The sequence below is a fragment of the Ferrovibrio sp. genome, from assembly GCF_002796975.1.
GTDB lineage: Bacteria > Pseudomonadota > Alphaproteobacteria > Ferrovibrionales > Ferrovibrionaceae > Ferrovibrio.
The window spans coordinates 1-26,517 of sequence record NZ_PEKV01000019.1 but is presented as its reverse complement, the minus strand read 5'-3'; the positions used below and the strand labels follow the sequence as shown (position 1 = coordinate 26,517).

The following is a 26,517-nucleotide window of genomic DNA, read 5'->3' as shown; positions in this document are numbered from 1 at the left end:
AATGCGTATTCTGAAATGGGTCGTGGCCGTCGTCGTGCTGCTGGTCGCCGGCGTGGTGATCGCCGCGCTAACGGTGGATGTGAACCGCTTCAAGCCGCAGATCGTCGCCGCCGTCGAGAGCGTCACCGGCCGCAAGCTCGACATCGCGCAGGACATGAAGCTCAGCCTCTGGCCGCTGGGCATCGGCGTGAAGCAGGTCAGCTTCGCCAATGCCAGCTGGGGCAGTCGCCCGCAGATGGCAACCGTCGGTGAGTTCACCGCCCAGGTCGACCTGATCGCGCTGCTCAGCAGCCAGGTGAAGATCGACAGCCTGGTGCTGAACGATGTCGATCTGCTGCTGGAGAAAGACCGGCAGGGCCGGGCCAACTGGGATTTTGCCGGCCAGAAGCCGGCGCCGCAGCAACAGCCCCAGAGTCAGCCCGCCCAGCAGTCCGGCGGCGGTGCGGTCATACCCTCGATTCAGAATGTTTCGCTGAAGAATGTCCGGCTCGCCTGGCGCGACGCCCAGGCCAACAGCCAGAATAACGTCGTACTGAAGGAACTGACCGTAAAGCAGGCCAGCGGCGGCCTGCTGGCGGTGAAGATGGCCGCCGATGTCGACGGCAAGGCGATCACCGCCGATGGCACGCTCGGCAGCTTCGACGTCCTGATGTCGGGCAGCCGGCCCTGGCCGGTCAAAATGGCCGTGACATTGCCGGGTGCGAAAGCCAGCGTGGACGGCAGCATCGCGCAGCCGATGCAGGCCAAGGGCATTGCACTCAAGCTGAATGTCGATGCGCCGGATCTTGCGAAGGTGGCCGAACTCGCTGGCGCCAGCGCGCCGGCCGTGCCGCTAACCCTGCAGGCCGATGTGAAAGACACCGGGCCGCAGCGCTATGCACTGAACAATATCGTCGCCAAGGTTGCCGACAGCGATCTTTCGGGCAATGGCGAGGTAAATCTGGCCGGTGCGAAGCCGTCCGTGCGCTTCGATCTGGCGTCGAAGAATATGGATGTCACGCAGCTGATGCCGAAGGACAGCGCCGCCGCCAAGCCGGCGGCCGGCGGCGGGACTGCGGCTGGCGGTTCGGCCGGCGGTGCAGGCGGGCAGAAGCGCCTGTTCAGCAGCGACCCACTGCCGCTCGATGGTCTGAATGCCGTGGATGCCGCCGGCAGCTACAAGGCCGAACGGCTGAAAGCGCCGATGTTCGATGTGCAGGGCGTTGCGCTGAATCTGACGTTGAAAGACGGCGTGCTGAATGCCAAGCCGGCTGTCGCAAATCTGGCGAATGGCAGCCTGAACGGCGATATCACGGTGAATGCCAAGTCCAAGGCGCTGAGTGCCAAGCTGGATGGCAAAGGCGTGGTGCTGAGCGAGTATCTGCAGAAGAACGGCATCACCGATATCGTGCGCCGCGGCGGCGCGACCGATCTGGTGCTCGATGTCACCAGCAGCGCAGCCTCTGTGCAGCAGATGATGGCCGGCCTTAATGGCAAGATGGTGCTGAAGGTCGGCGAGGGCGAGCTGAAGCAGGAATACATCCGCGACTTCCTGCCTGGCCTGGCCCGCGCGGTGGCGGCGCTCGACCGCGCTACCGCGAAGACCAAGCTGCATTGCGTGGTCAGCGGCCTCGATTTCAAGGCCGGGGTGGTGACGCCAAAAGCAATACTGGCTGAGACCGGCAGCATGACCATGACCGGCGACGGCACCGTCAATCTCGGCACCGAGCGGCTCGATCTGAAGCTGGTGCCGTCTTCGCGCGACAGCGGTCTGGCGGCGATGCTGCCGCCGGTGAATGTGCGCGGCAGTCTGACCGATCCCAGCTTCACGCCGGATAGTGCGGCGCTGGCCAAAGGCGTGCTGGGCACCGTTGCCGGTGTGGCGGCGCTGGGTCCGCTGGCGCTGTTGTCGCCGGCCATGGGCTCGGGTGGCGATGATGCTGCCACGGCCTGCGCCAAGGCTGTGGCGCTGGCGGAGGGTCGGCAGGTGCCGCAATCGGCGAAGCCTGCGACGGGCTCGCAGACGCAGGAACAGCAAAAACCCGAAAGCCGGGGCGATGCGATCCGGCGCGGCCTGGGCAACTTGCTGGGCCGCTGACCCGCCGCTATAAGCCGGCGTCATGAAACGTTTCTACAAGCTCGCCACGGCGGAGCAGGCCGAGGGCGGCGCCATCGTCCGCCTCGATGGCCGGGTGCTGAAAACGCCTGCCAAGGCCGAGATGCACCTGCCGACGCTGGCGCTGGCCGAGGCGATTGCCGGCGAATGGCAGGCCCAGCAGGACGAGATCCGGCCGCAGTCGATGCCGCTGATGCAGCTTGCCGCAACGGCAATTGACCGCGTGATGGTTGATGCCAGTTTTGCCAGCAACGACTTGGTGCGTTACGGCGAGACCGACCTGTTATCCTACCGTGCCGACGAGCCGGCTACTCTGGCTGAGCGGCAGGCGGCGGAATGGCAGCCGCTGCTCGACTGGTTCCGCGACCGGTATGACGTTCAGATGAACGTTACCTCGGGCATCATCGCGGTGGCACAACCCACCGAGCTGAAGCCGCGGCTGGAAAGGGTCTGCGCCGGGCTGGACGCCTGGCGGCTGACGGCGCTGCACGGCGCCACCACCAACTCGGGGTCGGTCGTGATCGGTCTGGCCCTTCTGGATGGCCGTCTGGACGCCGATGGCGCCCATCGGGTGGCCCTGCTGGACGAGATGCACCAGGCCGAGCGCTGGGGGGAGGATGCTGAAGCCGTCGCCCGCCGTACCGGGTTGCTGGCCGACCTGCAGGCAGCTGCCCGTTTTTTGGCGCTGCTCCCCGCCCGTCGCTAACGATACTGTCACTGGCTACGGACTGATTCGAAGCTTAGCCTGTGCTACCCTAATGCGAGTCGGCTTGCTATAATTGGCCGATTACAGGGTTTCAGTGTCGGCCAGGGGGTCCGACATGGCAGGTACAGATATCACCAAACGTCAGCGGCCGAAGGTGGGGTATGGCGAATTGCTGGCCACCATCGCCGACCATGAGAAATACCGCCAGCGGTTGCCTGGCGGTAAACGGGCGATCTTTCAGTTTCGCGATCTCTCGCATCTGACGATGGCAGGCGCTGATCTGTCGGGCGCCGACTTCACCGGCTGCAATCTGCAATCCGCCAACTTCTCCGATACGAACCTGAGCAGTGCGGTGCTGTATGGCGCCGATCTGCGCGGTGCCGTGCTGCATGGTGCGCGGCTCGATCGCGCCGACCTGCGCGGTGCGTCCTTGCGTGGCGCGGACCTCACCGGTGCGCGGCTGCAGGACGCCGACATGCGCGACGGCGTGATCGCTGAACGCGACACCAGCGGCAACATGCGGCTGAAGAAGCCGGATCACGATGCCGTCGATCTCGGCGGTGCGCGTCTGGTGGCCGCCGATCTCACCGGCGCCAACATGACCGGTGTTGCCGCTGGCCGCACCGATTTCACCGATGCCGTGCTGGTCAATTGCGTGTTGACGCGCGCCAATCTCACGTCTGCAAAGCTGGATGGCGCCAATCTGTCGGGTGCCGATCTCAGCGGTGCCAATCTCAAGGATGCGCGCCTGCGCGGCGCGGTGCTGGTGGGCGTGAAGCTCGAAAACGCCATGATGGCCGGTACGGATACGCAGGGCGTGCTGGACGACAAGCCGCGCGGCCGGCCGCTGGCCGAACTAGGCGTGCCGATCGAGGAGGCCTTCCGCCTGTATCGCATGTGGGTGGAGACCGGTGGCCGCCAGGGGCGGTTGTTCGATTTCAGCCGTCTCGACCTGCGGCATATCGGTGCCCGGCCGGGCATTGTGCTCACCGGTGCCAGCATGGACGGCGTCATCCTGCAGGGGCTGGATCTGGCGCGCGCATCGCTGCAGGGTGCCAAGCTGGCGGAAGCCGATCTGCGCGACTGCAATCTTTCCGGTGCCGATCTGCGTGGCGCCAATCTGAGCGGCGCGATGCTGGTGCGTGCCGACCTGCGCGATGCCGATCTCGGCCCGCTGACAGTGAGTCTAGACCGCGCTTTCCCGGTCAATCTGATGCGCAGCGTGTTGCGCAGTGCCGATCTGCGCGGTGCCAAGCTGAGGCAGGCATGGCTGGATGAAGCCGACATGTCGCGTGCCCTGTTGGAGGGCGCTGACCTGTCGGAAGCCCGGCTTCCGCAGCGACAGGTCTGACATCTGCGGGTGCTGGGCGCCCAACTCATATATCAGCCTCGATAAACTCCGCTTATCGCTGGTATTTTGCACTGCACCCCAGACTATTTGCCCCTGTCGCGCGATATGCTAAGGCCTTAGGTCACGGTCATGTCATCGGCGCGTCATAAGCGCCAGAATAGGCACTTGGCGTAAAGCCTTGCAGTGGGGAGTTGCATGCAGGACATCATCCGCCAGTTGGAAGAAAAGCGCACCCAGGCCCGTCAGGGCGGCGGTGCCAAACGCGTCGAGGCGCAGCATGCCAAGGGCAAGCTGACAGCGCGCGAAAGGCTGGAACTCCTGCTCGATCCCGGCTCCTTCGAGGAGTGGGACATGTTCGTCGAGCATGACTGCACCGATTTCGGCATGGAGAGCCAGAAGGTGGCCGGCGATGGCGTCGTCACCGGTTATGGCACCATCCATGGCCGCCCGACCTTCGTCTTCAGCCAGGATTTCACGGTGTTCGGCGGCTCGCTCTCGGCCAGCCATGCCGGCAAGATCTGCAAGATCATGGACACGGCGATGAAGGCGGGCGCGCCGGTCATTGGCCTGAACGATTCCGGCGGTGCGCGCATCCAGGAAGGCGTCGACAGCCTTGCCGGCTATGCCGAAGTTTTCCAGCGCAACGTGCTGGCTTCGGGCGTGGTGCCGCAGATTTCGGTGATCATGGGGCCCTGCGCCGGCGGTGCGGTCTATTCGCCGGCGATGACCGACTTCATCTTCATGGTGAAGGACAGCAGCTACATGTTCGTCACCGGGCCTGACGTGGTGAAGACAGTGACGCAGGAAGTGGTGACGCAGGAACAGCTTGGCGGTGCCATCACGCATACGACGAAGTCTTCGGTCGCCGACAATGCCTTCGAGAACGACGTCGAGGCGCTGGCGCAGACCCGCCGCCTGTTCGATTTCCTGCCGCTGAACAATCGCGAAAAGCCGCCGGTGCGCGAGACCTGGGATCCGGTCAACCGCCAGGAAGCCTCGCTCGATACGCTGGTGCCGCCCAATCCGAACAAGCCCTATGACATGAAGGAGCTGATCGAGAAGGTGGTCGACGAGGGCGACTTCTTCGAGATCCAGCCGAATTATGCCAAGAACATCCTGACCGGCTTTGCCCGCATCGGCGGCCAGACGGTGGGCATCGTCGCCAACCAGCCGATGGTGCTAGCCGGCTGTCTCGATATCGATTCAAGCCGCAAGGGTGCGCGCTTCGTGCGCTTCTGCGACTGCTACGACATCCCGATCGTCACCTTCGTCGACGTGCCCGGCTTCCTGCCTGGCACCGCGCAGGAATACGGCGGCATTATCAAGCATGGCGCCAAGCTGCTGTTCGCCTATGCCGAAGCCACCACGCCGAAGGTCACCGTCATTACGCGCAAGGCCTATGGCGGCGCTTATGACGTGATGGCATCCAAACATCTGCGCGGCGACGTCAACTACGCCTGGCCCTCGGCCGAAATCGCCGTAATGGGGCCGAAGGGCGCAGTGGAAATCATCTTCCGCGGCGAGATCGGCGACGCCGAGAAGATCGCCGCGCGCACCGAGGAATACCGCCAGAAGTTCGCCAATCCGTTCGTGGCCGGCCATCGCGGTTTCATCGACGATGTGATCATGCCGCACAATACGCGCTTCCGGATTGCCCGCTCGCTCGCCATGCTGCGCGACAAGAAGCTGGAGAATCCCTGGAAGAAGCACGACAACATTCCGTTGTGAGATCAGAGATCATGGCCAATAAATTGTTCGACAAGATCCTGATCGCCAATCGCGGTGAAATCGCCTGCCGCGTGATCAAGACCTGCCGCAAGCTGGGTATCAAGACCGTGGCGGTCTATTCCGATGCCGATGATGGCGCACTGCATATGCGGATGGCCGACGAGGCCGTACATATCGGCCCGCCGGCGGCAGCCGAAAGCTATCTCGTGATCGAGAAGATCGTCGCCGCCTGCAAAAAGACGGGCGCGCAGGCGGTACATCCGGGGTACGGATTCCTGTCGGAGAACCGCAAATTCGCTGCCGCGCTGAAAGAGGCAGGCATCGCTTTCATCGGGCCGAACCCCGAGGCGATCTTCGCCATGGGCGACAAGATCGAGTCCAAGAAACTCGCCAAGCAGGCCGGCGTCAGCACCGTGCCGGGGTATCTAGGCGCCATTGGCGGCACCGAAGAAGCCGTGAAGATCGCCACCGAGATCGGCTTCCCGGTGATGATCAAGGCCTCGGCCGGCGGCGGCGGCAAGGGCATGCGCATCGCGCGCTCAGCCGACGAAGTGGCGCAGGGCTTTTCGTCCGCCACCAACGAGGCGAAGAATTCGTTCGGCGATGATCGCGTCTTCATCGAGAAGTATATCGAGCAGCCGCGCCATATCGAAATCCAGGTGCTGGGCGACAAGCATGGCAATGTGATCTATCTGGGCGAACGCGAATGCTCGATCCAGCGTCGCCATCAGAAGGTTGTCGAAGAAGCGCCCAGCTCGTTCCTGGACGAGAAGACCCGCAAGGCGATGGGCGAGCAGGCTGTCGCGCTGGCGAAGACGGTGAATTACGACAGCGCTGGCACGGTGGAGTTCATCGTCGGCCCGGATCGCAGTTTCTACTTCCTGGAAATGAACACCCGCCTGCAGGTGGAGCACCCGGTCACTGAACTGATCACCGGTATCGACCTGGTCGAACAGATGATCCGTGTCGCGGCGAACGAGAAGCTAACGATCAGCCAGGACGACGTGAAGCTGAACGGCTGGGCTGTCGAAGTGCGCATCTATGCGGAAGATCCGCTACGCGGCTTCCTGCCCAGCACCGGCCGCCTGGCGCGTTGGCGCACGGCCGAAGAGTCGAAGGTGATCCGCAACGACACCGGCGTGGTCGAGGGCAGCGAGATCAGCATGTTCTACGATCCGATGATCTCCAAGCTGTGTTCCTACGGCAAGGACCGCGCCGAGGCGATCGAGACGCTGTCGGCGGCGCTGGACGAGACCTGGATCGCCGGTATCGGCCATAACGTCAATTTCCTCTCGGCCGTGCTGGATCATCCGCGCTTCCGCTCAGGTGATATCTCGACCAATTTCATCGCCGAGGAATGGCCCAACGGCTATGGCGGTACCGTGCTGCCGGAGGACCGGCAGAACAGCGCACTGGCCGTCGCAACCCTGATCCATATCCGCAATGAGCTGCGGGCACGTCATCTGGGCGGCAAGCTGGGTCTGCCGGAATGGCAGCCGGGCGCCGACTGGATCGCAACCCTGAACAAGCAGGACTACAAGCTGACGGTGTCGGATGCCGAGGGCGGTTGCGATGTCAGGGTAGGGAAGGGTAAGGCGCTGAAGGTGCGCAGCGGCTGGAAACCGGGCGAGCCTTTCTTCCGTGGGACGGTGAACGGTGCGCCGGTCGTGGCCCGCATTTCGGCGCGGCCGGATGGCGTTCGCGTCGTGCATGGCGGTGCTGAACTGGATATCGCAGTCCGCACGCCGCGCGCCGCCGAACTGGCGCGGCTGATGCCCGAGAAGCTGCCGCCGGATATGTCGAAGTATCTGCTCTGCCCGATGCCGGGTCTGGTGGTGTCAATTGCCGTGGCCGAAGGCGAACCGGTCAAGGCCGGTCAGGCATTGGCCGTGGTCGAGGCGATGAAGATGGAAAACGTGCTGCGCGCCGAGCGCGACGGCACGGTGAAGAAGGTCAATGCCAAGAAGGGCGACAGCCTCGCCGTCGATCAGGTCATTCTCGAATTCGCCTGATCGACCTCCGCATCACCTGACCTAGTTCTGCTCGCGGCGTTGCCGCCGCTGGTCGTCGGCGTCCTGCTGCTGGCGCCGGACGTCCTGCGGACGGCTTTGCGGCTGCGCCTCCTTCTGACGACGCTGGGCTTCGCGCTGCTGCTGGTCTCCATGCTGCCGTTGGACATCCTGCTGCTGGCGCTGCTGAGTCTGGCGCTGCAGCTCCTGCTGCTGGCGGCGATGATCCTGTGTCTGGCGTTCCTGGTTCTCGCGTTGCTGACGCATATTGTCCTGACGTTGCAACTCCTGACGCTGGCGATCCTGTACATTCTGCTGGCGTTCAGCCGGCTGCCGCTGCTGCTCACGCGCGGCGCGCTGCTGCTCACGCGCGGCGCGCTGCTGCATCTCCTGCCGGGGTTGCTCCGGTCTGGCCTGTTCCTGGCGGGGTTGCGCCTGTTGCCGGTTGCGCGACTGCGGCTCCGTCCGACGTGCATCGACCTGACGCGTCTCGACCGGCTTCAGGTCTGTCGCGCGCCGTTCGGTCTGGCGGATCTGCGGGCCCGGCGCGTCGCGGCGTTCTGAGCCGCGGCTGTCGTTGCTCCGGATGCCCATCCGTTCCGCCGTCTTCGGCGACATGCCGGCCGTCATGGCAGTGGGTTCGATGCGGGCGCGACGGTCAATCCGCGCAGACTCAATCTGCTGGCGGTCGGGGCGCTGGACTGCACGTTGTACCGGTTCCGAACGACGCATTGCATCCGCCGAGACAACAGTGGCGCTGTTCCGGTTCACAAAGCGGTTGACGGTGACATTGTTGACATTTGTCACGTTCGTCACTTTCGTGATGTTGGTGACATGAGTGACGTTGACATTGCGGATATAGGTGCGGCTGACGCGGTAGGGCGGATAGTAGGCTTCATGCCAGCCCAGCGGCACCCAGCCGACATTGCCGGCCGTAATGCTGATCGAGACGCCGCTGCCAGTACCGAAGAAGGCGACCAGTGCCGGCGCATAAACCGGCCTGTAGTGATGATGGTGATGCGGGCGACGGACCGTCACCACCACGCCCGGACTCCAGGCCCAGCGGTCGCGCACCATGACCCAGCGGCCATAGTGGAAGGGCGCGAAGCCCCAGGGTTCGTCGGCCACCCAGGTCCAACCCCAGGGCGGCACATAAGCCCAATGGCCGTGACGATAGGGCACCCAGCCGGTTTCCACCGGTGGATACCAGACGGCGCCATAGTCAGGCGCGGTCGACCATGAACCGTAAGACGAGAGGTCCTGCGCACCCGTCATGCCCTGTACCTGCGCCGGCACGGCGGCCGGTGCCGGAGGGCGAGGGGTCTGTGTTGTGGCTGCAGGTGCGGCCGGCGGTGCAGCCGACGCGGGAGCTGCAGCCGTCTGCGGTGCCTTCTCGTCGGCCAGTACCGACTGTACGAAAGTGCTTTGCGGGGCTGCAGGGGCGAGACTGGGCTTGACCGGTTCATCGCCGTCCAGCGGGCCCGTGAGTGCGGCCTGCTGGCCGGCAGGTACAGCCTGGTTCAGGTTGCGACCGCTCAACTGTGCCTTGCCGCCATCGAGCGCCGTGACAGTGGTTGGCGTGTCGTCGTCGCCGGCGGCGATCACATAGCGGCCGGGTTCGGTGATCTGAACGCTGCCGCGTGGGGTCTGCAGCGTATAGCTCTCACCGGGGGCGACGTCATCGACATTCAGATAGGCGGTGCCCTGCGGCAGGCCGGCTTCAAAGCGGGTGTCGTCCAGCGCGATGACATTCAGTTCGGTCTTGCTGTCCATGACCAGGCGGTTGCCGCTGCCGATCTGCAGTTCGGCGCGGGCATTTGGCTCTGTCCACAGCGCGTTGCCCGAGGTCAGCGGATAATTGAGTTTCGCCGGGCCCCACTGGTCTTCGTCGGTGGTGTGAAATGACACTGTGCCATTCATCCTGGCGATGCGCCCGACGCGCGCCGGCGGATCGCCAGCGGAATTCTGCGCCGTGATCGGCGGGCCCGGCCACGGCTTGGCGGCGTCGCCCTGACTCGTCTGGTTCTGGGCGGTCTGTGGCGTTTGCGCAAAGACGGAGGCGAGCGGGGTGAACGTCGTGCTGGTGATCAGCGCGGAAGTCGCACAGACGGCAAGAGTCCGCCGCGCGGCTGTCGCTACGACCTTGAACCCTCGATGCATGGACATGCTTGCTCCTGGGAAGCGACCGCCGACTCATGAGGGCGGTCCGCATCCAGATTCCACGCGGCAGTCATGGCGGCTTTGTGTCGAAAACCGTCCAGAATTCCGGCAAACGGCTGTGATCCTTCGGTCGCGGATTGTGCCCACGACAGCCGGTATCCGAGTTTGGAAAAACGGGGAACCGGATGCCGAGGTCCTGCCGCGTCAGGGAATTCAGCCCTTCTTTACTGGTTGTACAACTTAAGGTATACTTTCTTTACAAGGGGGGGATTCCGGTAATGGCGGGCGTTTGGGGGCGATACCTCAAAATCAGGGGGTGCGTGATCGGCGCATTCCTGGTCATTTTCTTAATCGCGCCGACCGTGTCGGCCGTAGAGAAACGCGTGGCCCTCATTATTGGCAATAGCGCTTATGCCGATGCACCGTTGCGGAACCCAGTCAACGACGCCCGCGCCATGGCCTCCGTCCTGCGAGAACTCGATTTCGATGTAACCCTGCTTGAAAATGCCGACCGGACCCGAATGCAACGGGCCGCGCTCGAATTTGGCAGGAAGCTGAATCAGGATGCAGTAGGACTGTTTTATTTTTCAGGCCACGGCATGCAAGTGCGTGGGGTCAACTACCTGATTCCGGTTCAGGCTCAGGTGGGCACCGAAGAAGAAGTCGAAGTTGAGGCGATGGATGTGAACTACGTCCTTGCCCGCATGGCGGTGGCGAAAAATCGGTTCAACATCGTCATCCTCGATGCCTGCCGCAACAATCCATTCGAACGCAGTTTCCGTTCCAGTACCAATGGCCTTGCCGCCATCAGTGCGCCGCGTGGCACGCTGATCGCCTATGCCACTGCGCCCGGTTCCGTGGCAGCAGACGGGCAGGGCACCAACGGGCTTTATACCGGCGAGTTGGTCAATGCGCTGAAGATGGCCAATCTGCCGCTGGAGCAGACATTCAAATACGCCCGCGCGGAAGTGGTGACGAAATCGTCCGGCAAGCAGACCCCCTGGGAGTCATCATCGGTTATCGGTGACTTTATTTTTCGCCCTCAAGCTGTTGCTCCGGTTGTCAGCGCCGCCGACGCAACTTTCTGGTCGGCGGTGAAGGACAGTGGCAACCCGGCAGACTATGAAACATATCTGAAGAATTTTCCGCAGGGCTTCTATGCCAGCTTGGCGCAAAGCCGCATTAACATATTGACGTCGGTGCGGGAGACGGAGATTTCCCGCGTCGCCCGAGACGCCGCCGATAAGGCGGCGCGTGAGGCTTTGTTGCAGGCGCAGCGGCGCGAAGCCGAAGCTGCCAAGGATAGCCAGACGGCGCAGGCGAAAATCACCACTGCCACCGCACCGGTGCAGACTGCATCGCTGTCCTCGGCACCGGTATCGACCGTGAACAGGCAGGCGCCCGGCGTCGAGATGAAGTCAAACTGGAAAGCGATCGAGCAGGCTGTGCGGACGCATTTCGACGATCCCGAAAACAAATGGTTCTATGCCAGCCATATCCAGGTGATGACGAGTTATCCTCTGAGGGTCAACGTGGTGAACTACTACGATCCGGTTTCGGTTACAGATACCGGAGATATTGAGGCCGTGTTCGTACTGCACGGGAGCTATCCTTTCCCCCGGAATATTTACACCGGTGGCCTGCAGCCTTTCTCGATTTATGTGAGATACGCCGTGCAGCAGCAGGCCGGTGGCTACACGGTAAAGGAGTTCCTGCCGGTGGCAGCCGCGTCTATGCGGCCGAAGGATACCAGCGATCAATCGCGCGGCATGCCTTGATGGGCGCTGTTTAGCCGGATTGCAGATACTGGATGGCGGCGTCGCGCTCGAACAGATAGAGCAGCGTCAGCAAGGCCTTGCCGCGTTCGCTGGCCAGTTTCGGGTCGCGTTCGAGAATCAGCCGCGCGTCGTCGCGCGCCGCTACCAGCAGGTCGGCATGGGCTGCCAGATCGGCGACGCGGAAGTCCGGCAGGCCGCTCTGGCGCGTGCCCAGCACTTCGCCCGCACCGCGCAGGCGCAGGTCTTCCTCGGCAATCAGGAAGCCGTCATCGGTTTCGCGGATGATCTTCAGACGGGATTTCGCCGTCTCACCCAGCGGTCCGCTGTAGACGAGGAGGCAGGCGCCGGGTTTGCCGCCGCGCCCGACCCGGCCGCGCAGCTGGTGCAATTGGGCCAGACCGAAGCGTTCGGCATGTTCGATCACGATCAGGGTCGCATTCGGCACATCGACGCCGACCTCGATCACCGTGGTGGCCACCAGCAGTTTTGAGCGACCGGCGGAGAAGGCCTCCATCGCGGCGTCTTTTTCGGACGGTGTCATCTTGCCATGCACCAGCCCGATGCTGCCGTCGCCCAGTTCCGGTTCCAGCGCCAGCCTGAGGGCCGAATGGCGCTCAGCTGCGGCGGCCAGATCGAGCTGTTCGTTTTCCTCCACCAGCGGGCAGACCCAGTAGACCTGCTCGCCGGACTGGATCTTGCGCGTCACGGCGGCGACCACGTCGAGATAGCGGTCCGATGCCACGGTGCGCGTGTCGACCGGACTGCGGCCTGGCGGCTTCTCGGTCAGCTTTGAGACATCCATGTCGCCATAGGCGGTGAGCGAGAGCGTGCGCGGGATTGGGGTTGCCGTCATCACCAGGATATCGACACCGCCCCCTCTCTCTGAAGAAATGGGGTCGCGCTGGCCCTTGGCGGCCAGACCGAGCCGCTGGCTGACGCCGAAGCGATGCTGCTCGTCGATCACCGCCAGTGCCAGATCCTTGAACACCACATCGTCCTGGAACAGGGCATGTGTACCGATCAGGATATTCACTTCGCCATCGGCCAGCCGTTGCAACAATGCTGCGCGTGCCTTGCCCTTGTCGCGGCCGGTCAGCAGTGCAATCTTCACACCAAGTTTAGCGCAGTAAGGTTCCAGTGTTTCGGCATGCTGGCGGGCGAGGATTTCGGTCGGCGCCATCAACGCACCCTGCGCGCCATCTTCCACACAGAGCAGCAGGGCATTCAGCGCCACCATAGTCTTGCCACTGCCGACATCGCCCTGAAGGAGGCGCAGCATACGGCGTTCGCTCGCCATGTCTCCGGCGATTTCGGCATTGGCCTGACGCTGGGCATTGGTCAGCGGCCAGGGCAGCAGCTTTTCCAGCGCGTCCCGCAGCCGCCCGTCGCCCGTCAACACGCGTCCGGTCTGGCGTTTCAGTCGCCGCCGCACCAGCAGCAGCGCCAGCTGGTTCGACAGCAGTTCGTCAAAGGCGAGCCGCTGTCGGGCCGGCGTATCTTTTTCCAGGTCCGCCATGCCCTCGGGCCGGTGCGCGGCCAGCAGCGCGTCGCGCCAGGCCGGCCAGCCTTCGCGCTGCTGATACGCCGGGTCGAGCCATTCGGGCAGATCGGTCGCCCGCGTCAGGGCGCCCTCGATGATCTTGCCCAGAGTCCGCGGCGCCACGCCGGCAGTGAGCGGATAGATCGGTTCGACGGCCGCCATCTGCTCGATCTCTTCCAGCGTGCCCATGCGATCCGGGTGCGTCATCTGCACCTGGCCGTCGAACAGTTCGATCATGCCGCTGACGGCACGCGTTTCCCCTTCGGGCAAACTCTTCCGGAGGAAGTCTTCGCGGCCGTTGAAGAAGACCAGCGTCAGCCGGCCGCTGCCGTCATGGCACTGCACCTTGTAGGGCATGCGGTTGTTGCGCGGCGGCAGATGCCGGTCCACTGTGACCTGCAGCGTAGCGATGCGACCGGGCTCGGCCTCGGCCACTGCCGGGCGGTAGCGCCGGTCGATCAGGCCGCTGGGCAGATGCCACCACAGGTCCAGCACGCGGCCGCCGCCGACCAGCTTTTCCACCAGCGGGGCGAGCTTGGGGCCGCAGCCTTTCAGGCTGGTGATCGGCGCGAAGGCGGTAAACAGCGATTCCGGACGCATGAGGTGGGAAAAATTCCTTGGGATTCTTGAGAATCTGGCACTTCACGTACTATATCCTGCCCACGTTCTGGAAACACCCCCAAGGACTGTCGCCCCATGGCCGAGGATATCGAAATCCGCCGCAAGCGCCTGCTGCATCGCAGCCTCTATACCGGCATGAAAGAGGTCGACATCCTGCTCGGCAGCTTTGCCCGGCGGCATCTGCAGACTTTCACCGAGGTCGAACTCGACCAGTATGAGGCACTGCTGGAGAATTACGACGATCCGCAGATCTATGCCTGGGCGATTGGACGCGATCCGGTGCCGCCGCATCTCGATACCGGGGTGATGAAACTTCTCAAGTCCTACAAGCTGCCCTTCTGATCTAATGACTTTTGTGCTGCCGGATATCCTGACCCGGCCGGGCCGCTGGGCATTGGCCGGCAGCCCGGAAGGGCAGGATGCGCGCCTGCTGACGGCGCTGGCGCAGCGGCAGAAGGGCCGCGGCGTGCTGCATATCTGCCGCGATGACGCCCGTATGGCCACGCTGGAAGCCGCGCTCAGGTTCTTCGGGCCCGATCTGCCGGTTCTCACGCTGCCGGCCTGGGACTGTCAGCCCTACGACCGTGTCTCGCCCAATGCCGAGATCGCCGCCCGGCGCATGGATACGCTCAACCGCCTGTCGGGCGAGCGGCCGGATGTACCCTGGCTGCTGCTGACCACGGTGAATGCGGCCCTGCAGCGCCTGCCGCAGCCGGATTGGTTCAAGGGCACCGGCTTCAATGCCGCGAAGGGCGGCCGCGTCAAACCGGAAACCCTGATCGGGTATCTCGGCCGCAACGGCTACAGCCGTGTCTCCACGGTGAACGAGCCGGGCGAATATGCTGTACGCGGCGGCCTGGTTGACCTGTTCCCGCCCGGCACCGAGGCGCCGTATCGGCTGGATTTCTTTGGCGATGAGGTCGAGAACATCCGTCGCTTCGATCCCGCTACCCAGCGCACCATCGATGCGGTGGCGGAGCTTTCGCTCACCGCGATGAGCGAAGTTCCGATGGACGAAGAGTCGATCGCACGCTTCCGCAGCGGCTATCGCGAACTCTTCGGCACGGTCACCAAGGAAGACCCGCTCTACGAGGCGGTGTCGGCCGGCCGGCGCCAGATCGGCATGGAACACTGGCTGCCGCTGTTCTTCGAACGGCTGGCAACGGTTTTCGACTATCTGCCGCAAGCAGCAGTGACGCTGGATCACTTGACCGGCGACGCTGTCGACGAGCGGTTCAAGGCGATTGCCGATCATTACGATGCGCGCAAGTCGGCGATGAAGCGCGGGCTGGAAGAGGGCGGTTCGCCTTACAAGCCGCTGCCGCCGGACCGGCTGTATCTGACCGCCGGCGAATGGACCGCGCGACTGGAGAAATTCCCGGTTGGCTCGCTATTCCCATTTGAAGCCGTGGGTGGCCCGGATGTGAAGGTGGTCGATCTGGCGGCCCGGCCGGGTCGCGATTTTGCGCCCGAACGTACCCAGGCGGCGCAAGTGGCCGAGAAAAAGGCTTCGGTCGTCAGCGTCTACGACGCGCTGGGCGGCCATGTTGCGAAGCAGATCGCGCAAGGGCGGCGAGTTCTATTCGCCACTTTCTCGGCCGGTGCACGCGAGCGTCTCGCCCTGGTGCTGAAAGACCATGGTTTGCCGATGCCGCAGGCCATTGAAGTCGCAAGCCAGATCGAGACTCTGCCCAAGGCGACGCCGGCGATTGCCGTGCTGCCGATCGAGCATGGTTTCGAAGCTGCCGACCTCTGTGTGGTGGCCGAGCAGGATATCCTCGGCGACCGTCTGGTACGGCCGCGCCAGAAGAAGCGTCGGGCCGAGAATTTCATCGCCCAGGCCAGCGCGCTGCAGCCGGGCGACTATGTCGTGCATATCGACCACGGCATCGGCCAGTACAAGGATCTGGTGACACTGGATGTGGCCGGCGCGCCGCACGACTGCCTGCTGCTGCATTACGAAGGCGGCGACCGGCTGTATCTGCCGGTCGAGAATATCGAGATGCTGTCGCGCTACGGTTCGCCGGAAGCCGAAGTAACGCTCGACAAGCTCGGAGGTGTCGGCTGGCAGAACCGTAAGGCGCGCATGAAGAAGCGCCTGAAGGATATGGCCGGCGAGCTGATGAAGATCGCGGCCGAGCGGGAGTTGCGGCAGGGTGAGCGGGTCATTCCGCAGGAAGGCCTGTACGAAGAATTCTGCGCCCGCTTCGCTTACGACGAGACTGAAGACCAGGAACGCGCCATCAACGAAACACTGGACGACCTGTCCAGCGGCAAACCGATGGATCGCCTGATCTGCGGCGATGTCGGTTTCGGCAAGACCGAAGTGGCATTGCGTGCTGCTTTTGCGGCTGCCATGTCGGGTCAGCAGGTCGTCCTGGTCTGCCCCACCACATTGCTTTGCCGCCAGCACTACCGCACCTTCTTCGAGCGTTTCCGCGGCCTGCCGCTGCGTATCGAACAACTGTCGCGCATGGTGACGGCCAAGTCAGCCAAGGACACCAAGGCGGGCCTGAGCGACGGTACGGTCGACATTGTGATCGGCACGCATGCCGTGCTGTCGAAGAGTATCGAGTTCAAGCGGCTCGGTCTGCTGATTATCGACGAAGAGCAGCATTTCGGTGTCAAGCACAAGGAACGGCTGAAGCAGCTCAAAGCTGAAGTCCATGTGCTGACCATGTCGGCGACGCCGATCCCGCGCACGCTACAGCTGGCCTTGTCGGGCGTGCGCGAGCTCAGCCTGATCGCCACGCCACCGGTCGACCGTCTGGCAGTGCGCACTTTCGTCACGCCCTTCGACGGCGTGGTAATCCGCGAGGCGCTGCTGCGCGAGCATTTCCGTGGTGGCCAGAGCTTCTTCGTCTGCCCGCGCATCGAATATCTCGATACCGTGATGGCTTTCATCCGCGACGATGTGCCGGAACTGAAAGCCGTGGTGGCGCATGGCCAGATGGCGCCAACGGATCTGGACGACGTGATGAACGCCTTCTACGACCGACGCTATGATGTGCTGGTGGCGACCAATATCGTGGAAAGCGGCCTCGACATCCCCTCGGCCAATACGCTGGTGGTCTATCGCGCCGATCTGTTCGGCCTGGCGCAGATGTATCAGCTACGCGGTCGCGTCGGGCGCTCCAAGCTGCGTGCCTATTCCTATTTCACTTACCAGCCCGGCCGCCTGCTGAGCACTTCGGCAGAGCAGCGCCTGCATGTGCTGCAGAGTCTGGATACCTTGGGCGCGGGATTCAGTCTGGCTTCGCATGATCTCGATCTGCGCGGCTCTGGTAATCTGCTGGGTGAGGAACAGTCCGGCCATATCCGCGAAGTCGGTTTTGAACTTTATCAGGAGATGCTGCAGGAGGCGATTGCGGCGGCGCGCTCTGCGGCACGCGGCGATGCCAGCGCGCTGAGCGAGAAGTGGTCGCCGCAGATCCAGATCGGTACGGCAGTGCTGATCCCGGACAGCTACATCGCCGACCTGAATCTGCGCATGCAGCTCTATCGTCGCGTCGCCGATCTGGAGAACCGCGCCGATATCGATGCCTTTGCTGCCGAGCTGATCGACCGCTTCGGGCCGCTGCCTGAGGAAGTCCATCATCTGCTCGACATTGTGGCGATCAAGAAATTCTGCCTGGAAGCGAATATCCTGAAGATCGAAGCTGGTCCGAAGGGCGCGACGCTCACCTTCCGCGACAACACTTTTGCCGATCCGGCAGGTCTGGTGCTGTTCATCCAGTCGGAACGGGGCGCAAAACTGCGGCCCGATCACAAGGTGGTGCTGATCCGCGACTGGCCGGAGCCGCAGGATCGCCTGAAGGGCGTGCTGCATGCGTCGCTGCGGCTGGCGGAGATCGCCACCAAGGCGAAAACGCGGATCGTCAGGAAAGCCTGATACCGCTCAGGCGTGGCCGGACGGCTCGGTTTTGCCGGGCGGAAAGTTCTGGCCCGAGCCGACGTAGGCCACTTCGCCATCGGGTCCGAGCAGGGGCACGGCCACCACTTCCAGCANNCCGGCCAGGTCACGGCCCAGCCGCTGCACGATATCGGTGCCGACCAGCCGGTAGCGGAAATGCGGCGGATCGGGTTCGACCTCGAGCAGCGACAGCGAACCGAGCAGGAATCGCAGGCGCAGCGGATCGAGAAAGGACTTGTCCGGCGCGTGGCCACCGATATGGGCCGTCCACCACAATTCCAGGAACTGCCTGACATCGGCATCCCTGATGCGGCTGGCGTCTGTAATAAATTCGATGCTGGGCTGCCCAAGCGGTATCGTGCTCTGGGGGCGGGGCAGCACCACGATCAGGCCTCGTCGGCGGTCACCGGTTCGGCAGTGATCTTATCGATCACCTGCAGCAATGCCTCTGGCGGCTGTGCACCGGAGACACCGTATTTGCCTTCGAAGATGAAGAAGGGCACGCCGGTGATGCCGAGTTCGCGCGCCGTCATGTCTTCCGACTGAACGACATCGGCATCGCGACCTTCATCCAGCAGCTGTTTCACCAATGCGCCATCCATGCCTTCGAGCGCAGCCGCATCGGCCAGCACTTCGTGATTGCCGATATCGCGGCCCTGGATGAAATAGAAATTGAACAGGCGCTCTTTCAGCTCGCTCTGTACTCCGGCATTCAGGGCCCAGCGCAGCACGCTATGGGCGGCCAGCGTGTTGGGCGTGCGCTTGATGCCGTTGAAATTGAAGGGAATGCCTTCCTTAGCCCCTTCTGCCGTGACACGGGCGTAAATCTGCTGGGCACGCTCCGGTCCGCCGAATTTGGCCTCGAGATAGCTCTTCCGATCGGCCCCCTCGCGCGGCATGTCGGGGTTGAGCTGAAACGGCCGCCAGCCGATCTCGAACTGAATCTGGGGGCGTTGACCCATAGCCTGTTCGAGGCGGCGCTTGCCGATGAAACACCAGGGGCAGATGACGTCGGAGACGATTTCGATGCGCATGCCGTAACGGTAGCGCAGCCCAGGCGATCCGGCCAGCCCTTGACCGAACGCAACAGCCCGCCCAGCATTCAACTATTGGAAAATCAGGGAGGATTTGATGGGCGCCGGGATCAATCTGAAGGGCAAGGTGGCGGTGGTGACCGGGGCCAGCAGCGGCCTGGGTGAACGGTTCGCCGAAATCCTGAGCGCTGCCGGGGCGAGCGTCGCCCTCGCGGCCCGCCGGACCGACCGGCTGAAATCACTGGCCGACCGGATTAGCGCCGCGGGCGGGACGGCAATCACCGTGAAGCTGGATGTGAATGACTATGACAATATCCAGGCGGCTTTTGCCGAAATCCGGCAGAAACTCGGCGGCACCGATATCCTCATCAACAACTCCGGCGTCAGCAAGCAGGGCCGCATCGTTGACGTCACGCCTGACGATTACGATTTCAACATGAACACCAATACCAAGGGCGCCTTCTTTGTCGCTCAGGCGGCGGCGCGGGACATGATCGACCGCAAGGCCGAAGGCCGGATCATCAACATCGCCTCGGTTGCCGGCATGCGGGTGCTGGGGCAGCTATCGGTCTACTGCATGTCGAAGGCGGCCGTGGTGCATATGACCAAGGCGATGGCGCTGGAATGGGCGCGCTACGGCATCAACACCTCGGCGATCTGCCCCGGCTATATTGAAACCGAGATCAATCGCGACTACTGGGCGACGCCGGGCGGCAAGAAACTGATCGAGATGTTGCCGCGTCGGCGTATCGGTGACGTGAAGGATCTGGACGGGCTGGTGCTGCTCCTGGCTTCAGGCGAGGCGCGTTTCATCAACGGCGCGATTATCGCAGCCGACGACGGGCTGTCGGTCACCTGACCGATCAGGACAGATCCATCCGGCGCAGCATCTGCTGGCTTTCGGCAACCACGGTATTGGGAGCGAATGTCATGCGGCCGCTGAACATGCTGATCATCTTGTCCATCAGCGTGCTGTAGCGGTTCCACAGCGCAGTGCGTTCGCCATCAGTCTTGGCGGCATTCCAGTCCTTCACATAGGCGGCGCCGGCCTGCATCAGGGTGAGGTGATCGTTCTGGGTGGCGACATCGCGATAGGCCTGGGCCAGTTGCGGATCGGCCGCGAACAGCTTGCTGATCTCGGCGGCCTGCGGATGTCCGTTGTCGACGATGATGCGGCCATCGCCGCCGACGCTCAGCTCGGCCGGGATATTCGGGTCGATGCCACGGTTCGCCAGCGCCTGTCTGAACTGCCCGGCAAATTCTGCCGTGAGCTTCTGGATGTCGGCGGCAATTTTGTCGAGCCGGATGGTCTTGGTATCGGCATCCCAGGCATTGCCGAACAGCACCTTGCCCAGCAGTTCGGGGCTCGGATGCTGGCCGGGCGATACGCTGGGCAGGCGGTTGGCCGACTGCTTTTCTTCAAGGTAATCCGCGAATTTCGTTGCGGCCAGTTTGGCCGGCGTATTGCTGGCGACGGTCTGGTGTGCAGTCATCAGGTCGCCGAAAACGGCTTTGGAGGATGCGGTGGCTAAGGCATTCATGACTGACCCCATAGATTGCTCTTGAGGGGACAGTCGCAAAGCGCGTGCCACATTATTTCAGGCTGGTTTCCGCCAGTTTCTTGCGCTGTACCTTACCATTGGCAGTACGCGGCAGGCCGGGAACGAAGCGCCATTCACGGGGGCATTTGTAGCCCGCCAGACGACCTTCGGCGAAGCGGTCAAGCTCGGCCGGATCGGTCGTCATGCCTTCGCGCAATACGATGAAGGCCGCCACCACCGAAACATCGGCGCGGACCTTGATTTCGGTGACCGCCACTTCGGCAATCGCGGGATGATCTGCCAAAGCCATCTCCACCTCCACCGGTGAGACGCGATAGCCCATGGCATTCATCACGTCGTCATTGCGGCCATGGTGCCAGACATAGCCATCGGCATCCAAGCTGGCGAGATCGCCGCCGCAGAACCAGTCGCCACGATACACCAGCGCTTCTTCCTCGGGGCGATGCCAGTAACCGAGCATCATCGACGGGTCGCTGCGATGCACTGCCAGCAGCCCAATTTCGTCTTGCGACAGCGGCGTGGCGTCGTCGCTGTCCGGTGACAGAATGGCGATACGACGGCCGGGCTGCGGGCGACCGGGGCTGCCCGGCTTGATCGTCATGCCGGGGCCGGTGGAGATGTAGGTCGAGATTTCCGACATGCCGAGTGCTTCATACATTGGCTTGCCGGTGCGGTCTTGCCATTCCTGCAGCAGCGCCGGCGGCAGTGCTTCGCCGGCCGTCGCACCGTGTCGCAGGGCAGTGAGGTCGTAAGCGTCGAGATCGCAGTATTTCAGGATCTGGCGATACAGTGTCGGTACGGCGGCGAAAATCGTGGCGCGATGCCGCGCCAGCAGTTGCGGCCAGACATTGATATCGCGCGGGCCGTTATACAGCACCGTCGTGGCGCCGACCGCCCAGGGATCGACCAGACCGACACCCAGCGTATAGGTCCAGTTGAAAGCGCCGGCATGCAGCATCACGTCGCTGTCGCGCAGGCCCAGCCAGCCCTGATGCATCGGACGACGGCCCCAGGCGGCGCGATGGGCATGCAGTACGCCCTTCGGCCGGCCGGTGGTGCCCGAGGTATAGACCAGATAGGCCGGATCATCGGCGGCGGTATCGGCAAAATCCGGCAGCGGCTCGAACTGCTTGAGCTGCTGCAGCCTCATTGGATCGAGCAACAGCACGCCAGACGGGAGGCTCAGGTCGGCGGCAAGTTCGGCACTGGCAGCCACAGCAGCGGCGCCGGAATTCTCCAGCAGATAGGCAGCCTCGTTCGCCGTCAGCTGCGCGCTGGACGGCAGCGCGACATAACCGGCCGCCATGGTGGCGAAATAGGTGAGGGCGTAATCCGCATCATTGGCCATGCGGATCATGATGCGGCTCTGCGGCGGCAGCCCCAGACTCTGCAGTCCGGCCGCCAGCCGGCGCACGGCAAGGTCGGCCTCGGCGAAGCTCATGCGGACTTCAGCATCGGCGCCGACCAGGATCATTGCCGTCTTGTCTGGCTGCAGCCGGGCGTTCTCAGCCAGGCAATAACGGGCAAGATTGAAGCGGAAAGGAACTGTCTCGGTCATGATGCGGTCTGGTGCGGTTTGGCATCGGGCGTGCGCAGATAGAACAGCAGCGCGGTGAGCAGGATGGCGAACTGCACGCCGAAGATGATGCGATAATCCAGTTCGGTTGGCACGGTGCCTTTCGGTACCATGCGGCCCATCAGCCAACCGGTGAAGAACTGCTGGAAGGCGCCACCGCCCATGGTGCCGATATTCAGCGTCGTGATGCCGCGGCCGATCAGCGCGGCCGGGAAGACCGAACGCGCATGGGCGAAGATCATGACAATGCAGCCGTTCATCAGGCCCATGAAGCAGAACAGCGCTGTGATCACGACAATGCCGAGACCCGGCACCAGGATGATCGCCAGCAGGCAACAAAGCTGGCTGCCCAACCCGACTGCGAGCAGCCATTTCCGCGTGTTGAACACCCGGTCGAGCGGGCCCCAGATGAAGTAGCCGGCTGCTGCACCTACCGCCATGAAGATCAGCACATTGCCGCGCGCTGCCGCATCCATGCCATGCACATCATGCAGGTAAGGGCCACCCCACAGGCCGATAATGGTGATGAAGGTGGCGTAGGCCGAGGCGATGATGACGAAGAGGTTGGGGAAGGCAGGATGACGGATCACCGCACCGATGCCGCGCAGTGTTTCGGCCAGTGATTCATTTGCGCCACTGCGTGCCTTGGCCGGATCAGGATGATCCTCAAGGCCCCAGTATGACAGCGCGATCAGACAGACGGTGAGTGCTGCCGTGATGAAGAAGGCGGCACGCCAGCCATAGGCTTCTGCGAGCCATGCCAGCGGCGCGGTCGAGGCGATGACGCCGATATTGCCGACTGCGATCAGGATGCTGGACATGGTGGCGAAGCGATCAGGCGGAAACCAGCGCGAGAACAGTACCATCGGGCCGGTCAACAGTGCGGCACAGCCGAAGCCCAGCACGATGCGGGCAAGCGTCAGTTCGGTGAGGTTGCGGCCGAAGGCGAAAGCCAGCGCACCGATCAGGGCGATCACTAATGTGGCGATGATGGTGCGGCGCGGCCCCCAGCGGTCGAGCGCGATACCGACAGGGAGCTGACTCACGGAGAAGGTGAGGAAGAATGCTCCCGTGAGGATACCGAGATCCTCGGGCGTCAGGGCCAGTTCGACCATCAGATCCGGCCCGATGACGGCGTTTGCCGACCGGTAGAACTGGCTGATCGTATAGCTGAGGCAGGCGCAGAACAGAATGCGCCAGGCAACGGGCATCAGGGCACCAGGAGAATCATTTTCCCATCATCGTGTCAGGCAACCAGGTGGCAATGCCAGGGAAAAGGCAGAGCAGGAAGATGGCCAGGACCATGCAGAGCATGAACGGAATGGCACCCTTCAGGATGACGGGCAACCGAACGTCCGGCGCGATACCGTTGATGACGAAAAGGTTCAGGCCGACAGGCGGCGTGATCAACCCCAGTTCCATGTTGATGGTCAGGATGACGCCGAACCAGATCGGGTCGAAACCCGCATTGGCAATGATCGGAGCCAGGATCGGCGTGGTCATCAGGATGATGGCGGCCGGCGGCAGGAAGCAACCGGCCACAAGCAGCAATAAGTTGACGAACAGCATCAGAATCCAGCGATTCACCTCCAGAGCCGCAATCCACTGCGCGATCGACTGCGTAACGAAGAGGCTGGACATCATATAGCTGAACAGGATCGACGTGCCGATGATCATCAGCAGCATGCCGGATTCGCGCATGCCGTCGCGAAGGATTTCCCAGAGCTGATGCAGATGCCAGACGCGATAGATCACGACCACCATCAGCAGGCACAGCATGGCGCCCACGCCTGCGGCCTCGGACGGCGTCGCAATGCCGCCATAGAGCGAGTAGACGACGCCGGCGATCACCAGCACGAAGGGGATGACGCGGGGCAGCAATTCCAGCTTTTCCGCCAGCGAATAGCGCCGGCCGAAATCAGCCAGCTTCTCGCCGCGGTACCAGCTGATGAACAGAGCCCAGGCCATGAACAGGCCAGTTAGCAGCAGGCCGGGTAGCACGCCGGCCAAAAACAGTTTGCCGATCGAGGTTTCGGAAGCAATGCCGTAGAGGATCATCGTCACGCTGGGCGGAATCAGGATGCCCAGCGTGCCGCCGGCGGCAATCGCGCCGGTCGCCAGATCGGCGGAATAGCCGCGCTTTCGCATTTCCGGAATACCCATCTTGCCGATAGCGGCGCAGGTGGCCGGCGATGAGCCTGTCAGGGCGGCGAAGAGTGCGCAGGCACCGATATTCGAAATCACCAGCGAACCGGGGACGCGATTGAGCCACCGATTCAGGACTTCATAAAGGTCGGCACCTGCCCGGGACGAGGCAACGGCAGCTCCCATGATCACAAACATCGGGATCGAAACGAGGGTGAAGTCGTCCAGGCCGGCAAAGATGGTATCGGCGAGGAAGTCGATGCTTCCCCAGCCTTCCAGTGTGATCAGGAAAAACAGCGAGACGATGCCAAGGCCGAACGCAATCGGAATGCCGGTAGCGAGGACTGCAAGAGCGACGACGCAGATCAGTGCGCCGAGATGAAGTTCATTCACGGGCGGTCCTCGGGCTTGAGGCCGAACGGCATATCGCGACCTGTGGCAATGGCCCAGATGTCGGCGATGTACTGCAGGCAGAGCAATCCCATGCCGACCGGCAGGGACAGATAGGGAATCCAGACGCGGGCGCGCCACATCGAGCTAGTCAGCCTGTCGGTGACATAAGCGTCATGCCACCAGAAGATCGAGCTCCAGAACAGAGTCGCGCAGAATGCGAGGGCCAGGACTGACGAGACCAAGGCCATTGCCACACGCGTTCTGTGCCCAGCCATCAATGGCAGAAGATCTACATTCACGTGGCCGCGAGTCAGCAGAACATATGGCGCACCAACGAAGGTGGCTGCTATCAGCGCGAAGATGACGAATTCCGTCTGCCAGATCGTCGATTGCTCCAGGACGGCGCGCTGGAAGATCATCTGGCAAACAATCCCGATGCTGAGCAGAGTCAGCAGGACGGCAACCGCCCCGCTGACTCGCGACAGCATTCGTACCAGGGATACGAAGCGATTCATTTGAATAGACTCAACGCACCTGCAGGGCCTTGACGATCAGCGCCTTGCCGTTCGGCACCTTGTCGGCAAAGGTGCGATACGAACTGCTGTTCGCCACTTCGCGCCACTTTGCAGCCTGCTCTTCGGTCATGGTCACGACCTTGACGTTGGCCTTCTTGAAGGCGGCCACAAGTTCATCGTCCAGCTTCTTGGATTCGGCTGCGAAATAATCTTCGGCCTTTTTCGACGCAGCCATGATGGCCTTCTTCTGGGCATCGTTCAGCTTGTCGAAGCTGCGCTTCGACATCAGCACCGGCTCGTACATGAACCACAGGGCGTTGTCGCCCGGGGCAGTCAGGCAGGCGACCTGCTCATAGAGGCGGAAGGACACGAAGCTGCCCGAGGAGGTGTCTGTGGCGTCGGCGACGCCAGTCTGCAGCGCGTTGTACACTTCGTTCGAGGGGATCGACACGATCGAAGCCCCGGCGCCGGCCCACATTTCGGCAAATGTCGCGCCCGCCGAACGCACCTTCAGACCTTTGGCATCATTGGGCTCGAGAATGCAGCCCTTCTTTGAACCGAATGCACCGGCAAGCCATGCGTCGGCCAGTACCACGACACCGGCATCATTGATGATTTTCTTGATGTCCTGCATGAAGGGCGAGGAGTTCATGCGCTTGGCATGGTCATGGTTCTTGACCAGGCCCGGCATCAGGGTGGCGCCGAACTGGGCATGCTGGCCGGAGGCGTAGTCAAGCGGGAAGGACGTGATGTCGATCTGCCCCTTGAGCATGGCATTCCACTGTTCAGTGGCCTTCACGAGGCTGGCGCCCGGATACACTTTGACGTCGATCCCGACATTGGCCTTGGCCACCTCACGGGCGATCATCTGCACCATTTCGTCGCGCACGTCGCCTTTGCCGCCCGGGAACTGGTGTGAGGCCTTCAGCGTGATATCGGCCGCGGTGGCAGTGCCAGCTGCGAACAATCCAGCTGCCGCCAGCATGGCGGCACCGGCAAGTCGATGCATATGTCGGGTCATGATTGTTTCCTCCGTTGTTTATGTATTTGTTGGATGGTCATACTAATAGAACCGTCCGGGCCCAACAAGAAATCTCGGTGGACGGAGTTTTTTGCAATGCACTCAGCGTCTCAGGCAGGTGAATAACGGAATTTGGGCCGGCCCGCCGGAACCGAATCCGAGGAAACGGCTACAATGACAGAGCCACCCTTGCATCGCCATGGCTGACAATCCTGGTGGCGGCATCAAACTCCATTAGATCCTCACCGATCAGCACCGGGCCGGCATAGTCGGCGCGGACTTCTGCCATCAGTGCGGCAGAATCGAAATCGACCGGCACGAAATGATTCAGGATCAGGCAGGCGGCATGCGCCTGGCCGGCCACCTTGCC

19 protein-coding genes and 1 pseudogene are annotated in these 26,517 nt (G+C 62.9%); 9 read left to right on the top strand and 11 right to left on the bottom strand.

Going from position 1 to position 26,517, the window contains the following annotated elements; all coding sequences use genetic code 11:
• Position 1: 1 nt before the first annotated feature.
• The 5 genes from CTR53_RS19105 to CTR53_RS19085 all read left to right on the top strand — a co-directional run bounded on the left by CTR53_RS19105 (position 2) and on the right by CTR53_RS19085 (position 7,892).
• Complete coding sequence (locus CTR53_RS19105; RefSeq protein ID WP_290817297.1) at positions 2–2,077, top strand: AsmA family protein; 2,076 nt, start codon at positions 2–4, stop codon at positions 2,075–2,077.
• A 22-nt stretch (positions 2,078–2,099) separates the two neighbouring features.
• Positions 2,100–2,801 carry an ATP12 family chaperone protein gene (locus CTR53_RS19100; RefSeq protein WP_290817293.1) on the top strand — a complete coding sequence of 234 codons (702 nt, stop codon included), beginning with the start codon at positions 2,100–2,102 and terminating at the stop codon, positions 2,799–2,801.
• Between the two features lie 115 nt (positions 2,802–2,916).
• Positions 2,917–4,152, top strand: a complete 1,236-nt coding sequence (locus CTR53_RS19095) for a pentapeptide repeat-containing protein (protein ID WP_290817290.1) — start codon at positions 2,917–2,919, stop codon at positions 4,150–4,152.
• Positions 4,153–4,347: 195 nt separating this feature from the next.
• Positions 4,348–5,880, top strand: coding sequence for an acyl-CoA carboxylase subunit beta (locus tag CTR53_RS19090; RefSeq protein ID WP_290817287.1), 1,533 nt, complete (start codon positions 4,348–4,350; stop codon positions 5,878–5,880).
• A gap of 11 nt (positions 5,881–5,891) precedes the next feature.
• The gene (locus tag CTR53_RS19085) at positions 5,892–7,892 is read left to right on the top strand and encodes an acetyl/propionyl/methylcrotonyl-CoA carboxylase subunit alpha (protein ID WP_290817284.1); all 2,001 of its coding nucleotides are present in this window, start codon (positions 5,892–5,894) and stop codon (positions 7,890–7,892) included.
• 21 nt (positions 7,893–7,913) lie between these two features.
• Here the strand turns inward: CTR53_RS19085 and CTR53_RS19080 are convergent, their stop codons facing one another.
• Entirely contained in the window at positions 7,914–10,055 is a 2,142-nt protein-coding gene (locus tag CTR53_RS19080) for a DUF6600 domain-containing protein (RefSeq protein WP_290817282.1), read from the bottom strand.
• 314 nt (positions 10,056–10,369) lie between these two features.
• On the opposite strand from CTR53_RS19080, the gene CTR53_RS19075 reads away from it, so the two are divergent.
• On the top strand, positions 10,370–11,827 hold the full coding sequence (locus tag CTR53_RS19075; RefSeq protein ID WP_290817280.1) for a caspase family protein: 1,458 nt from the start codon (positions 10,370–10,372) through the stop codon (positions 11,825–11,827).
• A gap of 10 nt (positions 11,828–11,837) precedes the next feature.
• Here CTR53_RS19075 and recG read toward each other — a convergent pair whose 3' ends face one another.
• Entirely contained in the window at positions 11,838–13,967 is a 2,130-nt protein-coding gene (gene recG, locus CTR53_RS19070; RefSeq protein WP_290817278.1) for an ATP-dependent DNA helicase RecG, read from the bottom strand.
• 96 nt (positions 13,968–14,063) lie between these two features.
• On the opposite strand from recG, the gene CTR53_RS19065 reads away from it, so the two are divergent.
• Positions 14,064–14,330: a succinate dehydrogenase assembly factor 2 gene (locus CTR53_RS19065; protein WP_290817275.1), complete on the top strand. Its 267-nt coding sequence runs from the start codon at positions 14,064–14,066 to the stop codon at positions 14,328–14,330.
• 4 nt (positions 14,331–14,334) lie between these two features.
• Complete coding sequence (mfd, locus tag CTR53_RS19060) at positions 14,335–17,880, top strand: transcription-repair coupling factor (RefSeq protein WP_290817273.1); 3,546 nt, start codon at positions 14,335–14,337, stop codon at positions 17,878–17,880.
• Positions 17,881–17,886: 6 nt separating this feature from the next.
• On the opposite strand, the gene CTR53_RS19055 is transcribed toward mfd, so the two are convergent.
• Together CTR53_RS19055 and CTR53_RS19050 are read right to left on the bottom strand one after the other, a co-directional pair.
• Positions 17,887–18,285, bottom strand: coding sequence for a PAS domain-containing protein (locus CTR53_RS19055; RefSeq protein ID WP_290817271.1), 399 nt, complete (start codon positions 18,283–18,285; stop codon positions 17,887–17,889).
• 2 nt (positions 18,286–18,287) lie between these two features.
• Positions 18,288–18,935 carry a DsbA family oxidoreductase gene (locus CTR53_RS19050; protein ID WP_290817269.1) on the bottom strand — a complete coding sequence of 216 codons (648 nt, stop codon included), beginning with the start codon at positions 18,933–18,935 and terminating at the stop codon, positions 18,288–18,290.
• A gap of 97 nt (positions 18,936–19,032) precedes the next feature.
• Here CTR53_RS19050 and CTR53_RS19045 point away from each other — a divergent pair, with 97 nt between their 5' ends.
• A complete protein-coding gene (locus tag CTR53_RS19045) occupies positions 19,033–19,794 on the top strand; it encodes an SDR family oxidoreductase (protein WP_290817267.1) in 762 nt (253 codons plus the stop codon).
• 4 nt (positions 19,795–19,798) lie between these two features.
• Here CTR53_RS19045 and CTR53_RS19040 read toward each other — a convergent pair whose 3' ends face one another.
• The 7 genes and pseudogenes from CTR53_RS19040 to CTR53_RS19010 form a co-directional block, all read right to left on the bottom strand.
• Positions 19,799–20,476, bottom strand: a complete 678-nt coding sequence (locus CTR53_RS19040) for a hypothetical protein (RefSeq protein WP_290817264.1) — start codon at positions 20,474–20,476, stop codon at positions 19,799–19,801.
• 52 nt (positions 20,477–20,528) lie between these two features.
• Positions 20,529–22,055, bottom strand: coding sequence for a class I adenylate-forming enzyme family protein (locus tag CTR53_RS19035; RefSeq protein WP_290817262.1), 1,527 nt, complete (start codon positions 22,053–22,055; stop codon positions 20,529–20,531).
• Positions 22,052–23,284 (bottom strand): MFS transporter, encoded by a 1,233-nt coding sequence (locus tag CTR53_RS19030; protein WP_290817259.1) that lies wholly within the window; start codon positions 23,282–23,284, stop codon positions 22,052–22,054. Before CTR53_RS19030 ends, CTR53_RS19035 begins: the two co-directional genes overlap by 4 nt.
• Before the next feature lie 16 nt (positions 23,285–23,300).
• A complete protein-coding gene (locus CTR53_RS19025; protein ID WP_290817257.1) occupies positions 23,301–24,611 on the bottom strand; it encodes a TRAP transporter large permease in 1,311 nt (436 codons plus the stop codon).
• Positions 24,608–25,126, bottom strand: coding sequence for a TRAP transporter small permease (locus CTR53_RS19020; RefSeq protein ID WP_290817254.1), 519 nt, complete (start codon positions 25,124–25,126; stop codon positions 24,608–24,610). Before CTR53_RS19020 ends, CTR53_RS19025 begins: the two co-directional genes overlap by 4 nt.
• A 10-nt stretch (positions 25,127–25,136) precedes the next feature.
• Positions 25,137–26,147, bottom strand: a complete 1,011-nt coding sequence (dctP, locus tag CTR53_RS19015) for a TRAP transporter substrate-binding protein DctP (protein ID WP_290817251.1) — start codon at positions 26,145–26,147, stop codon at positions 25,137–25,139.
• A 169-nt stretch (positions 26,148–26,316) separates the two neighbouring features.
• Positions 26,317–26,517, bottom strand: a pseudogene (locus CTR53_RS19010) (MBL fold metallo-hydrolase); the annotation flags it as partial.

Excerpts from the sequence above, each read along its gene's own strand:
- CTR53_RS19040 (WP_290817264.1), bottom strand. The coding sequence starts at position 20,476 with ATGAATGCCTTAGCCACCGCATCCTCCAAAGCCGTTTTCGGCGACCTG.
- CTR53_RS19065 (WP_290817275.1), top strand. The coding sequence starts at position 14,064 with ATGGCCGAGGATATCGAAATCCGCCGCAAGCGCCTGCTGCATCGCAGC.
- CTR53_RS19085 (WP_290817284.1), top strand. The coding sequence starts at position 5,892 with ATGGCCAATAAATTGTTCGACAAGATCCTGATCGCCAATCGCGGTGAA.
- CTR53_RS19030 (WP_290817259.1), bottom strand. The coding sequence starts at position 23,284 with ATGCCCGTTGCCTGGCGCATTCTGTTCTGCGCCTGCCTCAGCTATACG.
- CTR53_RS19080 (WP_290817282.1), bottom strand. The coding sequence starts at position 10,055 with ATGTCCATGCATCGAGGGTTCAAGGTCGTAGCGACAGCCGCGCGGCGG.
- CTR53_RS19035 (WP_290817262.1), bottom strand. The coding sequence starts at position 22,055 with ATGACCGAGACAGTTCCTTTCCGCTTCAATCTTGCCCGTTATTGCCTG.
- recG (WP_290817278.1), bottom strand. The coding sequence starts at position 13,967 with ATGCGTCCGGAATCGCTGTTTACCGCCTTCGCGCCGATCACCAGCCTG.
- CTR53_RS19095 (WP_290817290.1), top strand. The coding sequence starts at position 2,917 with ATGGCAGGTACAGATATCACCAAACGTCAGCGGCCGAAGGTGGGGTAT.
- dctP (WP_290817251.1), bottom strand. The coding sequence starts at position 26,147 with ATGACCCGACATATGCATCGACTTGCCGGTGCCGCCATGCTGGCGGCA.
- CTR53_RS19105 (WP_290817297.1), top strand. The coding sequence starts at position 2 with ATGCGTATTCTGAAATGGGTCGTGGCCGTCGTCGTGCTGCTGGTCGCC.
- CTR53_RS19050 (WP_290817269.1), bottom strand. The coding sequence starts at position 18,935 with ATGCGCATCGAAATCGTCTCCGACGTCATCTGCCCCTGGTGTTTCATC.
- CTR53_RS19090 (WP_290817287.1), top strand. The coding sequence starts at position 4,348 with ATGCAGGACATCATCCGCCAGTTGGAAGAAAAGCGCACCCAGGCCCGT.
- CTR53_RS19045 (WP_290817267.1), top strand. The coding sequence starts at position 19,033 with ATGGGCGCCGGGATCAATCTGAAGGGCAAGGTGGCGGTGGTGACCGGG.
- CTR53_RS19100 (WP_290817293.1), top strand. The coding sequence starts at position 2,100 with ATGAAACGTTTCTACAAGCTCGCCACGGCGGAGCAGGCCGAGGGCGGC.
- mfd (WP_290817273.1), top strand. The coding sequence starts at position 14,335 with ATGACTTTTGTGCTGCCGGATATCCTGACCCGGCCGGGCCGCTGGGCA.
- CTR53_RS19020 (WP_290817254.1), bottom strand. The coding sequence starts at position 25,126 with ATGAATCGCTTCGTATCCCTGGTACGAATGCTGTCGCGAGTCAGCGGG.